Consider the following 12,948-nt stretch of genomic DNA (forward strand, 5'->3'; position numbering starts at 1 on the left):
GGGGCGAGCCGGGGGCCCACCTGGCGAGGGCCCCGCCCGCCCCGGGCGGCCGGGGGGGTCGGGCCGGGGGCCCGGCCCGAGGCGGCGGGCCCGGGTCCGGTGCTCGGGGGGCCCGCCGCCGGCTCGCGCCTCGACACGCGGCTGTTCACCGCCATCGCGACCGAGACCGGGGCGGCGGGCAATTCCACGGCGCTGGTCGGGACGCCCGAGCAGGTGGCCGAGGCGCTGCTCGACTATCACGACCTCGGGGTGCGCACCTTCCTGATCCGCGGCTTCGATCCGCTGGAGGACGCGATCCAGTACGGCCGGGACCTGCTGCCGGCGTTCAAGGCCGCCCTCGCCGCCCGCGGCAGCGCCGCCGAGGCCGCCTGATGCGCGCCGCGTTTTTCTTGGTTCTCGCCCTCTTGGCAGCCGGGCCGGTTCGGGCGGAAGACGTGCTGCGGATGGGCGACCAGCGCGGCAACGCCCGCGCCCTGATGGAGGCGGCGGGCGTCCTCGATGGCCTGTCCTACCGGCTCGAATGGAGCGAGTTCCCGGCCGCCGCGCCCTTGCTGGAGGCGCTCAATGCCGGGGCGATCGATGCGGGCGGGGTGGGCGACGCGCCCTTTACCTTCGCGGCCGCCGCCGGGGCGCCCGTGAAGGCGTTCATGGCGTTCCGCAACCGGCAGGACGGGCTGGCGATCCTGGTGGCGCCCGATTCGCCGATCCGGACCGTGGCGGATCTCAAGGGCAAGCGCATCGCCACCAACCGCGGCTCCATCGGCCACCAGGTCGTGCTGGCCGCCCTGGAGGAGGCGGGGCTGCCGTTCGACGGCGTCGTGTTCAGCTTCCTGCCGCCGGCGGACGCCAAGATCGCCCTTGCGTCCGGGTCCGTGGATGCCTGGGCGACCTGGGAGCCCTACACCTCGACCGCCGAACTCGCCGGCCTGGCCCGGGTGGTCCGGGACGGGAACGGCATCACCCCGGGGCTGACCTTCACGGTGGCGCGCGACAGCGCCCTGAAGGACAAGCGACCCCTGCTCGCCGACTTCGCCGCGCGCCTTGCGAAGGCCCGGGCCTGGGCGCTCAAGGACCCGGCGCCCTACGCGAAGGTCTGGTCGAAGCTGATCGGCCTGCCGGAGGCGGTGCCTTTGCGCTGGTTCAGCCGCGCCGGCTACCGGACCGTGCCGATCGATGCCGACGTGATCGCCGACGAGCAGCGCACCATCGCCCTCTACGTCCGCGCCGGCCTGATCCCGAAGGGCCGCGCCCCGCAGGCGGCGGCGATCTTCGACACGGGGTTTTCCCAAGCCCTGCCCGAGGGTCTGTCGCGAGGCCTGTCGGAAATCCCGGCGGCGGTGCAATGATGGGCGGTTCCCCGGATCAGAGGTCCTGACCATGCACGACGCCGGCGACGGCCACAGCCATGCCCACGAGGACGGCCAAAAGCACGATCACGATCACCCCGCAGGGGAGGGGGCGGCGCGCTGGAAGCACGACGGCGTGCGGGTGATCCCGGGCGACCAGCTCGACAGCAACACCGCGCAGACCCCCGGCATGTTCCGGCAGGCGGCCGTCAACGCCGCCCGGGTCGGCGCCCAGAAGATCTGGGCCGGCACGGTGGCGATCCAGCCCGACGCCAAGACCGGCGTGCACCATCACGGCGCCCTGGAGAGCGTGATCTACGTGCTCTCCGGCCGCGCCCGGATGCGCTGGGGCGAGCGCCTCGAATACGTGGCCGAGGCCGGGCCGGGGGATTTCATCTTCGTGCCGCCTTTCGTGCCGCACCAGGAGATCAACGCCTCCACGGACGAGCCCCTGCACTGCGTGCTGGTGCGCTCGGACAACGAGGCCGTGGTGGTCAACATCCCGGATGTCGAGCCGGTGGAGCGGCCCGAATCCGTCCACTGGGTCGATCCGATCCACAAGCACCCGTGAATCCCTGCGGAGCGCAACCATGAGTCGAGACCGCCAGCTGCATCTCGGCGCGTTCATGCGCCCGGTGGGGATCCACACGGCCTGGTGGCGCTATCCCGGCGGCTACCCGGACGCGAACTTCAACTTCGAGCACCTGACGCATTTCGCCCGGCGGTTGGAGGCGGCGAAGTTCGACGCCTTCTTCATGGCCGACCATCTGGCGGTGATGAACATGCCGGTGGCGGCGCTGCGCCGCTCGGCCACCGTGACCTCGTTCGATCCGCTGACGCTGCTGCCGGCGCTCGCCGCGCTCACGTCGCGGATCGGGCTGATCGCCACGGCGTCGACCACCTACAACGAGCCCTACCATGTGGCCCGGAAGTTCGCCTCCCTCGACCACATCTCGAAGGGCCGGGCCGGCTGGAACCTCGTCACCTCGGGCAACCCGGACGAGGCGCTGAATTTCGGCCGCGACGCGCATCTCGACCACGCGGTGCGCTACGCCCGGGCGCGCGAGTTCTACGACGTGGTCACCGGCCTGTGGGATTCCTGGGCCGACGACGCTTTCCTGATGGATCCGGAGAGCGGCCTGTTCTTCGATCCCGACAAGCTGCACGTCCTCGACCACGCGGGCGAGTTCCTGAAGGTGAAGGGCCCGCTCAACATCGCCCGGCCGGTGCAGGGCTGGCCGGTGATCGTCCAGGCCGGCGCCTCGGAGGCGGGACGGCAGATCGCGGCCGAGACCGCCGAGATGGTGTTCGGCGCGAGTTCCACCCTGGAGGCCGCGCAGGCCTACTACGCCGACGTGAAGGGCCGGATGCCGGCGCTCGGGCGCGATCCCGACCACCTGAAGATCCTGCCCGGCGCCCTGGTGATCCTGGGCGAGACCGAGGCCGAGGCGCGGGCCAAGCGGACGCGCCTCGACGATCTGGTCCATCCCGACAGCGGGCTCGCCAACCTGTCGGTGCGGCTCGGGGTCGACGCCTCCGGCTTCGATCTCGACGCGCCCCTGCCCGAGATCCCCGAGACCAACGCCAGCAAGACCAGCCAGGCTCAGATCCTCGGCGAGGCCCACCGGACCGGCGCCACGGTGCGCGACCTCGCCCGCAGGGTCGGCGCCTATGCCGGGCTCCATTTCGTCGGGACGCCGGCGCAGGTTGCGGACCGGATGGAGGAATGGCTGGAGAGCCGCGGCTGCGACGGCTTCAACGTCATGTTCCCGTTCGTGCCCGAAGGGCTCGACGACGTGGTCGACCGGCTCGTGCCGGAACTGCAAAGGCGCGGCCTGTTCCGGCGCGACTATGCCGGCACGACCCTGCGCGACCATCTCGGCCTGCCGCGCCCGCCGAACCGGTTTTTTGCGTCGGACGAGACGGGCGGCGCGTGACCGAACAGGATGTGCCGTTTCTCGGAAGGATCGAGATCTGCGCGGCTGCCCAGGACGCCACTCCCGTCATTTCGGAGCGCCGCAGACGATTCCGGAATGACGGGGTGATCAAGGTGGAAAGCTTGGACGAACGGCTTTCGAAAAGAGCGCCGTGTTACCGCTTCACCTTGGCCTTGCGGGCGGCGAAGCGGGCGTCGCGGGTCGCCTTCTGCTCGGCGGCGAGGGCGGCTTGGCGCTCGACCTTCTCGGCGGCCTGACGGACGATCTCGGCCGCCGCGCGCTCCTGTTCGGCGAGGGCTTCGGCGGCACGGACCGCGTCGGCGGCGGCGCGGGCGGCCTCCCGCTCGCTCACCCGCACCTCGCGGGCCTCGACGACGGCCTGGCGCTCGGCCTGCCGGGCGAGGACGGCCGGATCGTCGGCCGGGGGGCGTGCCCGGAACTGGGCCAGCCGCTCTTCCTTGGCCTTCGCGCCGGCCTCTAGACGATCGGACAGCTGCGTTTCTTTGAATTGACCCACGGATACTCCTCGCGCGCTTCGCAGCGCCGGTGGCGAGAGCATCATCCCGAAAGGGTTTCGGAGACCGATGATGCCCGATCAAGAGCCCGAAACGGCATCGCGGATGCCGGTCCAGAAACAGAAGAAGCCGCTCCACACAGGGAACGGCTTCGAAACGCGTCCTCAGGGTGAGGCGCTCGGTTCAGGCGGCCTGGAGGCTGCCGGCGGACTGCTTGCCGCTGCGACGGTCGGTTTCCAGCTCGAAGGAGAGCTTCTGGCCCTCGATCAGGTTGCGCATGCCGGCGCGCTCGACAGCCGAGATGTGCACGAACACGTCCTTGCCGCCGTCGTCAGGCTGGATGAAGCCGAAGCCCTTGGTCTCGTTGAACCACTTAACGGTGCCGATGGTCATAAATATTCCAACTGCTTTAGAGCATGATGCGATCGACCAGCATTCCGGCCGATCAAAATCATCATACGGTAACAAAGATCCAGGGTTTGCTGCCGATGCGCTGCACGGGCAGCGAACGCTGGACGATCGAATGGGTCGAGCGCACGCCGTGCATGCGCTCATCCGCGAGTCGTCGAAAATGGGAGAGATGCAGAGCGCTCGCCCTGTTGTGGCGAGACGGCCGAATATCTGGCCTCAAATCGATATGCGTTCTCTAGCGCATTGCCGGGATAATCACAATCCCGAAAGAGGCTGCCGAGAAAAACGGTCCGGCGTGCCCGTGAAATCGCGGGTTCTTGCGATGTTGTTTTGGTGCACGACCTTCAATATTCAGGCCGCCCGTCCGGATCCGGGCCGCTCCGGCGGGTCGCGATCGGGCCCGCCGGCTTCGAAGAGCGTTAGCACTCTCGCCGATTGAGTGCTAAGAGGTCCCGACCCGGCGCGGATGATTCGGTCCGCTGCCGCCTTTCCCGTACGGGCTCCGTCATGCCGACGCGAGACCCGGAGGCGGGACGACCAGGATGCCACACATGAAGTTTCGCCCGCTGCACGACCGCGTGGTGCTACGCCGCATCGAGGGCGAGGAGAAGACCAAGGGCGGGATCATCATCCCCGACACCGTCAAGGAGAAGCCCCAGGAGGGCGAGGTCGTCGCCGTCGGACCCGGTGCCCGGGACGAGGCCGGCAAGATCAATCCCCTGGAGGTGAAGCCCGGTGATCGCGTGCTGTTCGGCAAGTGGTCCGGCACCGAGGTCAAGATCGACGGCCAGGACCTTCTGATCATGAAGGAATCCGACATCATGGGCGTCGTCGCCTAAGGGCGTCCGCCCAGCCCAAAGCTCCTCAAGCCCTTCGAGGCGCCCGCTCCGGCGCGCCTCGGGGCCGAACGACAACAGAAGAGATCGTCCATGTCAGCCAAAGACGTCCGTTTTTCCGTCGACGCCCGCGAGAAGATGCTGCGCGGCGTCGAGCTGCTCGCCAGCGCCGTGAAGGTGACGCTGGGTCCCAAGGGCCGCAACGTCGTGATCGAGAAGAGCTTCGGCGCCCCGCGCATCACCAAGGACGGCGTCACCGTCGCCAAGGAGATCGAGCTCGCTGACAAGTTCGAGAACATGGGCGCCCAGATGGTGCGCGAAGTGGCCTCGAAGTCGAGCGACATCGCGGGTGACGGCACCACCACCGCCACCGTGCTGGCCGCCTCCATCGTCCGCGAAGGCGTGAAGTATGTCGCCGCCGGCATGAACCCGATGGACCTGAAGCGCGGCATCGACCTCGCGGTCGCCGCGGTCGTGAAGGACATCAGCGAGCGCTCCCGCAAGGTCGCCTCCTCGGAGGAGATCGCCCAGGTCGGCACGATCTCCGCCAACGGCGACAAGGAGATCGGCGAGATGATCGCCCACGCCATGCAGAAGGTGGGCAACGAGGGCGTGATCACGGTCGAGGAGGCCAAGACGGCCGAGACGGAGCTCGACGTCGTCGAGGGCATGCAGTTCGACCGCGGTTACCTGTCCCCGTACTTCATCACGAACGCGGAGAAGATGATCGCCGAGCTCGAGGATCCCTACATCCTGATCCACGAGAAGAAGCTGTCGTCGCTGCAGGCGATGCTTCCGGTGCTCGAGGCCGTGGTCCAGACCGGCAAGCCGCTGCTGATCATCGCCGAGGACATCGAGGGCGAGGCGCTGGCCACCCTCGTGGTGAACAAGCTGCGCGGCGGCCTGAAGGTCGCGGCCGTGAAGGCGCCGGGCTTCGGCGATCGCCGCAAGGCGATGCTCGAGGATATCGCGATCCTGACCAAGGGCCAGATGATCGCCGAGGACCTCGGCATCAAGCTCGAGAACGTGACGCTCGACATGCTCGGCCGGGCCAAGCGGGTGCGGATCGACAAGGAGAACACCACGATCATCGACGGGTCCGGCGAGAAGTCGGACATCGAGGCCCGCATCTCGCAGATCAAGGCGCAGGTCGAGGAGACCACCTCGGACTACGACCGGGAGAAGCTGCAAGAGCGCCTGGCCAAGCTCGCGGGCGGCGTCGCGGTGATCCGCGTCGGCGGCTCGACCGAGGTCGAGGTCAAGGAGAAGAAGGACCGCGTCGACGACGCCCTCCACGCCACCCGCGCGGCCGTCGAGGAAGGCATCGTCCCGGGCGGCGGCACCGCGCTGCTGCGCGCCAAGAAGGCCGCCCAGGGTCTGACCAGCGACAACCCCGACGTCTTGGCCGGCATCAAGATCGTGCTGAAGGCGCTCGAGGCCCCGATCCGTCAGATCGCCCAGAACTCGGGCGTGGAAGGCTCGATCGTGGTCGGCAACATCCTGGCCAACGCCTCGGAGACCTACGGCTTCAACGCGCAGACCGAGGAGTATGTCGACATGCTCCAGGCCGGCATCGTCGATCCGTCCAAGGTCGTCCGGGCGGCGCTCCAGGGCGCGGCTTCCGTCGCCGGCCTGCTGGTCACCACCGAGGCGATGATCTCCGAGCTGCCGCGCAAGGAAGCCCCGGCCATGCCGGGCGGCGGCGGCATGGGCGGCATGGGCGGCATGGACTTCTAAGCCGGCTCCAGACCTAAACACCACGATCCGGCGCGGGCGCTTTTCGCGGTCGCGCCGGATCCTCACTTGCAAGCCGGCCCGGGGCATCGATCCGGGCCTGCGCCGTCCCGCAACCGCGACCCCCTCCGCACCGCACCAAGCGGGCCGATGCGGGTTGACCCTGGTGCCGGTCGGGAGATTCTGATGCGCCTGCTCATCCATCGGGACGGGATCGTCCTGACGCTCGCCCCGCGCGCCGCCCTCCTGGCGCTGGTGACGACGGTCCTGGTGGCGCCCGCCCCGGCCCGTGCCTGGGGCATTCCCGGGTGCACCAACCTCCCCGAATACAATCGCGCCCTCGGCGCGCTCCAGGGCATGACCAGTGCCTGCGACATGAGCGTCGCGCATGCGCGCGAAGTCATCGCGGAGCATGACGGCGTCCCGGTGATGGTACCGCAGGCAGCGCCGCCGCCCCGGGTCCGGGTCCGGCGCCATCCGGCCCGATCTCACCACAGGACACCGCGCAAGCGGCGCGGCACGGCGCACGCCTTCTGATCCGCACCGTCGTTGTCCGGAGGAGCCAGCGCCCCGCTAAAGTTAGACGGTGGCGTCGATGCCGGCCGGCTCCGTTAGGGCACCCGTAGGGATAAAGGATTCGCGCCGTGCGGCTCGATCTCGGTCACAAAGGCGATTGGATCGTCGATCCCCGCGAGCTGGCGTCGCGCCTGGGCGTCACCATGGCCGTCCTCAAGCAGCAGGAACGCCTCGGCCAGGTCGAGGCTCGCATCAAGCCCGGCTCGGGCGCGGAGGCGGATCAGACCCGCGTGACGGTCCGCCTGCTCGACAAGGGCTGGCGGGGCATCTTCGATGAAAGCGGGGCGCTCATCGCCGAGGAGCGATGGTGACGGGCCGCCCGGAGCGGTTCGCGGCCGGGCAAAAGGTCATCGCGGCCAAGAAAGCCGCGGCGCCGGGACAATGCGTGGTACAGACCTGAAGAGATTCCGCCGCTGCTCTCGTCGAGGACCGACATGAACGCCTTCAGATGGCTTATGGCCAAGGTTATCGGCTTCCTGTTCTCGCAGACGATCGACCACAAGAACCGCAAAGCTGCTGCCGACAAGGAGGGCGGGACCTACGATGCCGCGCCGGCTTATCAGTCATCCGGGTTCGAAAGTGATTATCATGCGGCGACCAACCTGCTGAAGCAGCGGATGGACAAGAACTTTCCGGATAATTTTCACGCCCGGCTCGGGTCGCAGGCCAACAGCATGTACGATTACGGTGAGGACCGTGCGGAGGCCGTCGACACGGCCTCGACCGCGATCGCGATGGCGCTCCGGAACGGCGCGACCGTCAGCCAGGCCGCGGAGGCGGGCGCGGCCAGCGTCGGCATCTGAGGGGGGACGGACGGCTGCTCGGCCCCGCAGCCGTCTGCAAAAAGGGTCGCAACCGGGGAGAGAAGCCGCACGGCCCATCGGGCTCCGCGGCGTTACCGCGGGGCGGCCTCGGATCCGATCACCAGAGATTGCGCGGCAACCGCCGCTTCCAGCGCTCGCCGGCCTTGAGGGTGTCGCCCTGCCGGGAAAGCCGGACCGGGCGCGTCGGCATCGCGGCCGGCTGGCTCACGACCGCGACCGGCGCCGGGGCGAGAACCGGCCGCGCCACCGTGACCACGGGCGTCTGCGCACGCTTGGACGGCACCTTCGAAGCCGGCTTCGAAACGGCCTTGGCCCGGCGCACCCGCGGCAGGCGCTCGACCGACGGGGCGTCGTCCGCCTCGTCGGCGTCGGGCTCGCTCGCCGTCGCGAACATCGGAACGAGGCTCGGCAGCACCCGCCGGGCCGGGGTCTCGGGCGGCGCCGGCTCGACAGGGGCGGCGGGCGCGAACGCGGCCTCGGCCGGCTTGTCGGCGGTGTCCGGCGGAATGTCCCACCACAGATCGGGATTGTCGCGGTGTCGCGCCGTCGTATCGACCAGCGCGACGCGGGAGGTGCGGGTATGCTTGACTTCGACCGTGAACGGCCGCGCGCTCCGGCGCTTCATGTGTGCGGAATTCCTGAGACTAACGTGCCCGGCGGCGCAAAATGTGCCGGCAACGTTCAAGCATCATACGGGACTGAACCACGCGTTGTCGAGCGCGGAGATCAACAATCCTGTTCGTGCAGCATAGGCTTTTGGGATGACCTCAAGTGCCGCGGCTCCATAGCACAGTCGAAGTACTGCCTTCCGCGCTTCATGGTTGTGGCAGCGGTGCCGATATGGGTCCGTCGGGTTCGTGCGTCGCCACCTCCGGACCGGCCGCCGTGCCGGCCTCGAATCCGGGCCGTTGAAGGCTACGACGTCTGCCGCGCCGCGCGCCTGCGTCTCTGGACGGCCTCGCGGACATGCGTGACCAGCAGGGCGACGAGGCGCATCTCGACGCTCTCCGTCCGCCCGTGCGCCTCCGACCGGATCGCATCGGCTGCGAGCGCGTCGGCCTCCCGCTCCAGCCGTTCGAGGTCGGCGGGCTCGGCGCCCGACACGGACAGCCAGATCTCCAGGAGGCGCATGACCCGGGTCGGCGGCCGCCGCGGCCGGAAGCGGCGATACAGGCCGATGCCCGCCGCGCTCAGCGAGGCTGCCGCGCTGATCATCAGCCCGAGCCAGTAGGCCCCATTCTGCGCCTGATCCGCCAGGCTCGGCTGGTTGCCGGTCAGGTAGGCGGCGGCACCCGGATGGATGGGGAGCGCCTGGACCTTGTCGTCGGTGTCGGGCGCCTCGATGCCGGCCAGGTCGTCGTCGAGCGCCACCAGCCGCGGCTTGCCGGTCAGCACCTCGCGGGTGATCTCGCCGGCGAGCCAATCGGGCATCGCGCCCCTGGCGACGAGCCGGTGGCTGACCGACAGGGTGGTGATGTCGTCGCCCGGCGCCGGCAGGGAACCCAGGAAGGCGCCCTTGGGCACGTCGATCGTGTCGAGCACGGGATGTTCCTTGGCGATCGCCGCCGCCTCGTCGACCTCGAACAGCTTCACCGCCCCGGAGCCTTTGCGGAGCGCCGTGAACAGCGGCAGCCATAGTGCGCTTCCGACCGGCGCCACGACGAACAGCGAACCGATCTGCCGGGTGCGGGCGGCCTCGGTCAGCTGGTCCACGCTCAGGATCCGGCGATGGACGCTTCCCGGAGGCACGCCGAAATGGGTCAGGATCAGGTCGAGCAGCCGCGGATCGAGCTTGCGTCCGTCGAGGAGCCCGACCGTGCTGCCCTTGAGCTTGGCCACGCTGTCGACGGCGCTGCCGCCGGGCGCGATGAACACGACCGCGTCGCGGCGCAGGATGACCAGGGTCTGTCCGTCCTTCGGGGCGGCATCGCTGCGCACCAGGGCGAGCTGGGTCTTGCCCCTGTCGAGGGCCTCCGCTGCCCCGAGGCGATCCGGCTCGTAGATCGTCCGGATGCGGACCCGCGGATGCCGGGTTTCGAAGAGCTGCGTCAGCGCCTGTGCCGCCTCTCGATCCTCCGTGCTGGTCTTCGCGACGGCGATGTCGAGGGCGAGCAGGCCGAGCAGCAGATGGACCAGCACCGCGACGATCGCGGCGCCGGCGATGACGCCCAGGGCGATGAGTGTCGTCTTGGAACGCCCGATCATCCGTGCCGCGCTGTCTGCCGAGCCGACAGCATAACGTGAGGACGCGGCTCAAGGTCCGGGCGAACGCTCGCCGACCGCCGGCAACCTTTCCGGATCGGAAGGATCCGTGAACCGGAGGGCGGCTCGCGAACTTCTCCCTGCGCCGGGGCGATCCGTTGGTGCCGCGGCAGGAGGAATCTCGATGCGCATCCCCTATCTCGCGGCGCTGGCCGGTGCCGGCCTCGCCATCCTGAGTCTACCGGCCGCGGCCGTCCCGGCAGGCCCCGGGGCCGGATTGGCCGCGCCGTCCGCCCTGCTCACCCAGGTTCGGATGCGCCACCACCACAGGCGCCGGGGCAGCATGGCGCGGACGCAGCGGAAGTACCCGGGTGCGAGCTTCGTGCGGAACACCACCCGCGGCGCGCCGGCCGGCAGCAGCGGCGGCAACGGCACCACCGGCAGCTACGCCGCCCCGAGCGGGAAGTAGCCTCCGGCGCCGGGCGAGGCCGCCTGCCGCGAGGGGGTTCGCCCCGCTCGCGGCAGGCTTCTTCGTGGCCGCTCCGGCTCCGGCGGATGCGCCGGTTCGTGATCCCGGACCGCCCGATGCCGGATGGCGCGGCCGGCGGGCCTATCGGCGGGAAACCCTGGCTCCCATCGTACGTTTTGGCACGACGGCCCCGTGCGACGCGCACGTCAGGCCGAGATGCCCAGGAGACCATGATGCGTCATGCCATCTTCGCTGTCCTTGCGCTGACTGCCACAACACCGTCCCTCGCCCAGACCAGTACCGCTCCCGCCCCGATCACGCAGCCCGGGCCGCCCCGGCCGGTGGCGCCCGGCACGCCGCCGGGAACCGTCGTCGTCCCGGACGCGGCCAAGAACGGCGGCCCGGGCAGCACGGCCGTCATCGCGCCGGCGGGGACGGGGGCGGCGACCATAACGACCGACACGGCGGCGGGCGGCAATGCCAGCCAGCCCGAGCGCGGCGTTCCCCAGACCGGCGGCGGCGGCGGCGGCGACAATGGCGGCGGCTGATTGATCGCCGCCTGATGCGCGCCGGGCGCGGTCCTGCGGATGGAACGCACGCCGCGGCCGCGAGACCGCCGGTTCGCCGGTTCGCCGGTGGCTCCAGGTCCTGGATCCAACCCTCTCGCCTGCGCCGGACCGGTATCCCCTCCGGCGGCGCGCGCCCTAGCCGCCACCTCCTCCGCCGCCGCCCGTTCCGGGGCCGCCGAGATTGCCGTCCTTGTTCGGGGTGTTCCAGTGGATGATGCCGTCGTCCGGGGCGCGCAGCGTCGTGGTCGGCGGTCGCGGATAGAAGAAGGGCTGCGCCTGGATCCCTTCGCGGCGATGGGCCCTGTCGGCTCGAACGCCCCGGGCGAATGCGGGGGTGCTGCCGAAGACCGCGAGCGCGACCACGAGCCACCGCACCGACGGGCGTTCTAGGATCATCGCGCACTGGACGCCGCGCGCCGTCCGGCCGGTTCGCCGACGAGCCGGGTTTGTCGCGTGGGAGCGGGGCGCATCCGCAGGAAGGCCGTTGCAGGTCACTCCGTCAGGAACGGTCCGAGAGCCCATCGGGTTGCCACTAAGCCGGGGCCGCGCATCAGCGGCCTCGGCAAGGAGAGAATCCGTGTTCAAGATACCGACGCTGACGGGTGGCCTGTTCGCAGCCAGCCTGTTTCTCGCGCCCCTCCCGGCCGCCGCGGCCCAGATCGGTCTCGGGGCCGTCGCCGAGGCTGCCCCGGCCGTGGAGCGGGTTCAGTACGGCTACGGCGGACCCCGCTTCGGACCCGGTTTCGGCGGCCACCGCCATGGCTACGGCGGCCCGGGCTTCCGGGGGCGGGGTTACGGCTACGGCCGCGGATACGGTCGCGGGTACGGTCGTGGCTATGGCCGGCCGCACGGCTATGGCGGTCCGCGCGGCTATGGGCGTGGCGGCTTCTGACCGCTTCCGATCCGAATCCTGATCCTCATGAGCCCGCCCGGCCCCCTGTCGTGGCGGGCTCGTCGTGCGTGCACGGTCCCGGCCCGGGACGATCGATCCCGAGGCACGCGCACGGCCTGCTAACCGCGGCTCGTCACCGTGCATCACGAGCCGCGTCGCGTATCGGCTCGACCGCTGGTGAGATCGGACGCTCCCCCGCCCCGTGAGCAGATCGGGGCGGGGCCGAGCGGCCGATCCGCCCGGCGCACACGCCCTCGTCATGGCCGTGGTCTTGAAACGGCCGAATCCCGGTTGCCCGAGTTCCAGCATGCGCCTGATCCTCGCCGCCCTCCTCGTTTGCTCCGCCACGGCGGCCTGCGCCGGGGAGCCGCTCATGGACGGTCCGGTCACGGGCGGCGGCTTCGGGATGAGCGGCGCGGACTATTACGGCGACATCCGCAGCCGGATGCCGTTCACGCAGGAGGCCTCGCCCCGGCCGATCGGCGTCGCCGAGGTCGAGCGTGCGCGGGCGGTGCGCAAGCGCGCCGAAGCGCGATACCCGGCGCGGCGGCGCTCGCCCCACGGCTGAGCCGGCGCCGTCGGCCATTCCCGCCCGGCCCGGCGCCGCGGCGGATTGTCTTGCAGGTTGGCGTTCCGG

At 70.3% G+C, this 12,948-nt stretch carries 17 protein-coding genes and 1 pseudogene; 13 read left to right on the plus strand and 5 right to left on the minus strand.

Annotated features, from left to right (window positions below; translation table 11 throughout):
- The 4 genes and pseudogenes from MFF40_RS16465 to MFF40_RS16480 form a co-directional block, all read left to right on the plus strand.
- A pseudogene (locus MFF40_RS16465) lies at positions 1-372 on the plus strand (LLM class flavin-dependent oxidoreductase); the annotation flags it as partial.
- On the plus strand, positions 372-1,346 hold the full coding sequence (locus MFF40_RS16470) for an ABC transporter substrate-binding protein (protein ID WP_238261416.1): 975 nt from the start codon (positions 372-374) through the stop codon (positions 1,344-1,346). The pseudogene MFF40_RS16465 and the gene MFF40_RS16470, both read left to right, overlap by 1 nt.
- A gap of 31 nt (positions 1,347-1,377) precedes the next feature.
- Positions 1,378-1,917 (plus strand): cupin domain-containing protein, encoded by a 540-nt coding sequence (locus MFF40_RS16475; RefSeq protein WP_147856821.1) that lies wholly within the window; start codon positions 1,378-1,380, stop codon positions 1,915-1,917.
- Between the two features lie 19 nt (positions 1,918-1,936).
- The gene (locus tag MFF40_RS16480; protein ID WP_147856822.1) at positions 1,937-3,283 is read left to right on the plus strand and encodes an LLM class flavin-dependent oxidoreductase; all 1,347 of its coding nucleotides are present in this window, start codon (positions 1,937-1,939) and stop codon (positions 3,281-3,283) included.
- A 154-nt stretch (positions 3,284-3,437) separates the two neighbouring features.
- Here MFF40_RS16480 and MFF40_RS16485 read toward each other — a convergent pair whose 3' ends face one another.
- Both MFF40_RS16485 and MFF40_RS16490 read right to left on the minus strand, forming a co-directional pair.
- Complete coding sequence (locus MFF40_RS16485) at positions 3,438-3,800, minus strand: DUF6481 family protein (RefSeq protein ID WP_187278098.1); 363 nt, start codon at positions 3,798-3,800, stop codon at positions 3,438-3,440.
- 181 nt (positions 3,801-3,981) lie between these two features.
- On the minus strand, positions 3,982-4,191 hold the full coding sequence (locus MFF40_RS16490; RefSeq protein ID WP_147856337.1) for a cold-shock protein: 210 nt from the start codon (positions 4,189-4,191) through the stop codon (positions 3,982-3,984).
- A 569-nt stretch (positions 4,192-4,760) separates the two neighbouring features.
- Between MFF40_RS16490 and groES the strand changes: the two genes are divergently transcribed.
- From groES to MFF40_RS16515, 5 genes are all read left to right on the plus strand, one after another.
- Positions 4,761-5,048, plus strand: coding sequence for a co-chaperone GroES (gene groES, locus MFF40_RS16495; RefSeq protein WP_007565402.1), 288 nt, complete (start codon positions 4,761-4,763; stop codon positions 5,046-5,048).
- Between the two features lie 90 nt (positions 5,049-5,138).
- Positions 5,139-6,782 (plus strand): chaperonin GroEL, encoded by a 1,644-nt coding sequence (gene groL / locus MFF40_RS16500; RefSeq protein WP_147856338.1) that lies wholly within the window; start codon positions 5,139-5,141, stop codon positions 6,780-6,782.
- 183 nt (positions 6,783-6,965) lie between these two features.
- A complete protein-coding gene (locus MFF40_RS16505; RefSeq protein WP_238261418.1) occupies positions 6,966-7,316 on the plus strand; it encodes a hypothetical protein in 351 nt (116 codons plus the stop codon).
- Positions 7,317-7,423: 107 nt separating this feature from the next.
- Positions 7,424-7,666 (plus strand): DUF6522 family protein, encoded by a 243-nt coding sequence (locus MFF40_RS16510; protein ID WP_147856339.1) that lies wholly within the window; start codon positions 7,424-7,426, stop codon positions 7,664-7,666.
- Positions 7,667-7,789: 123 nt separating this feature from the next.
- On the plus strand, positions 7,790-8,158 hold the full coding sequence (locus MFF40_RS16515; protein ID WP_147856340.1) for a hypothetical protein: 369 nt from the start codon (positions 7,790-7,792) through the stop codon (positions 8,156-8,158).
- A 118-nt stretch (positions 8,159-8,276) separates the two neighbouring features.
- On the opposite strand, the gene MFF40_RS16520 is transcribed toward MFF40_RS16515, so the two are convergent.
- Together MFF40_RS16520 and MFF40_RS16525 are read right to left on the minus strand one after the other, a co-directional pair.
- Positions 8,277-8,804 (minus strand): hypothetical protein, encoded by a 528-nt coding sequence (locus MFF40_RS16520; protein WP_147897654.1) that lies wholly within the window; start codon positions 8,802-8,804, stop codon positions 8,277-8,279.
- A gap of 290 nt (positions 8,805-9,094) precedes the next feature.
- A complete protein-coding gene (locus MFF40_RS16525; protein WP_147857383.1) occupies positions 9,095-10,384 on the minus strand; it encodes a TAXI family TRAP transporter solute-binding subunit in 1,290 nt (429 codons plus the stop codon).
- 181 nt (positions 10,385-10,565) lie between these two features.
- Here MFF40_RS16525 and MFF40_RS16530 point away from each other — a divergent pair, with 181 nt between their 5' ends.
- Both MFF40_RS16530 and MFF40_RS16535 read left to right on the plus strand, forming a co-directional pair.
- The gene (locus tag MFF40_RS16530; protein WP_147897655.1) at positions 10,566-10,850 is read left to right on the plus strand and encodes a hypothetical protein; all 285 of its coding nucleotides are present in this window, start codon (positions 10,566-10,568) and stop codon (positions 10,848-10,850) included.
- Positions 10,851-11,083: 233 nt separating this feature from the next.
- On the plus strand, positions 11,084-11,398 hold the full coding sequence (locus MFF40_RS16535; protein WP_147897656.1) for a hypothetical protein: 315 nt from the start codon (positions 11,084-11,086) through the stop codon (positions 11,396-11,398).
- Positions 11,399-11,554: 156 nt separating this feature from the next.
- Here MFF40_RS16535 and MFF40_RS16540 read toward each other — a convergent pair whose 3' ends face one another.
- Positions 11,555-11,815, minus strand: a complete 261-nt coding sequence (locus MFF40_RS16540) for a hypothetical protein (protein ID WP_147897657.1) — start codon at positions 11,813-11,815, stop codon at positions 11,555-11,557.
- A 181-nt stretch (positions 11,816-11,996) separates the two neighbouring features.
- Between MFF40_RS16540 and MFF40_RS16545 the strand changes: the two genes are divergently transcribed.
- Both MFF40_RS16545 and MFF40_RS16550 read left to right on the plus strand, forming a co-directional pair.
- A complete protein-coding gene (locus MFF40_RS16545) occupies positions 11,997-12,311 on the plus strand; it encodes a hypothetical protein (RefSeq protein WP_147857769.1) in 315 nt (104 codons plus the stop codon).
- A gap of 307 nt (positions 12,312-12,618) precedes the next feature.
- Positions 12,619-12,879 (plus strand): hypothetical protein, encoded by a 261-nt coding sequence (locus MFF40_RS16550; protein WP_147897658.1) that lies wholly within the window; start codon positions 12,619-12,621, stop codon positions 12,877-12,879.
- The last annotated feature ends 69 nt before the right edge of the window (positions 12,880-12,948 follow it).

Origin of the sequence: Methylobacterium mesophilicum, assembly GCF_022179445.1 — a bacterium.
GTDB classification, from domain to species: domain Bacteria; phylum Pseudomonadota; class Alphaproteobacteria; order Rhizobiales; family Beijerinckiaceae; genus Methylobacterium; species Methylobacterium mesophilicum.

Bases quoted from the DNA above. Each gene is read 5' to 3' on its own strand.
- MFF40_RS16530 (WP_147897655.1), top strand. From the start codon at position 10,566: ATGCGCATCCCCTATCTCGCGGCGCTGGCCGGTGCCGGCCTCGCCATC.
- MFF40_RS16480 (WP_147856822.1), top strand. From the start codon at position 1,937: ATGAGTCGAGACCGCCAGCTGCATCTCGGCGCGTTCATGCGCCCGGTG.
- MFF40_RS16505 (WP_238261418.1), top strand. From the start codon at position 6,966: ATGCGCCTGCTCATCCATCGGGACGGGATCGTCCTGACGCTCGCCCCG.
- MFF40_RS16520 (WP_147897654.1), bottom strand. From the start codon at position 8,804: ATGAAGCGCCGGAGCGCGCGGCCGTTCACGGTCGAAGTCAAGCATACC.
- groL (WP_147856338.1), top strand. From the start codon at position 5,139: ATGTCAGCCAAAGACGTCCGTTTTTCCGTCGACGCCCGCGAGAAGATG.
- MFF40_RS16470 (WP_238261416.1), top strand. From the start codon at position 372: ATGCGCGCCGCGTTTTTCTTGGTTCTCGCCCTCTTGGCAGCCGGGCCG.
- MFF40_RS16535 (WP_147897656.1), top strand. From the start codon at position 11,084: ATGCGTCATGCCATCTTCGCTGTCCTTGCGCTGACTGCCACAACACCG.
- MFF40_RS16540 (WP_147897657.1), bottom strand. From the start codon at position 11,815: ATGATCCTAGAACGCCCGTCGGTGCGGTGGCTCGTGGTCGCGCTCGCG.
- MFF40_RS16550 (WP_147897658.1), top strand. From the start codon at position 12,619: ATGCGCCTGATCCTCGCCGCCCTCCTCGTTTGCTCCGCCACGGCGGCC.
- MFF40_RS16490 (WP_147856337.1), bottom strand. From the start codon at position 4,191: ATGACCATCGGCACCGTTAAGTGGTTCAACGAGACCAAGGGCTTCGGC.
- MFF40_RS16475 (WP_147856821.1), top strand. From the start codon at position 1,378: ATGCACGACGCCGGCGACGGCCACAGCCATGCCCACGAGGACGGCCAA.
- MFF40_RS16525 (WP_147857383.1), bottom strand. From the start codon at position 10,384: ATGATCGGGCGTTCCAAGACGACACTCATCGCCCTGGGCGTCATCGCC.
- MFF40_RS16515 (WP_147856340.1), top strand. From the start codon at position 7,790: ATGAACGCCTTCAGATGGCTTATGGCCAAGGTTATCGGCTTCCTGTTC.
- groES (WP_007565402.1), top strand. From the start codon at position 4,761: ATGAAGTTTCGCCCGCTGCACGACCGCGTGGTGCTACGCCGCATCGAG.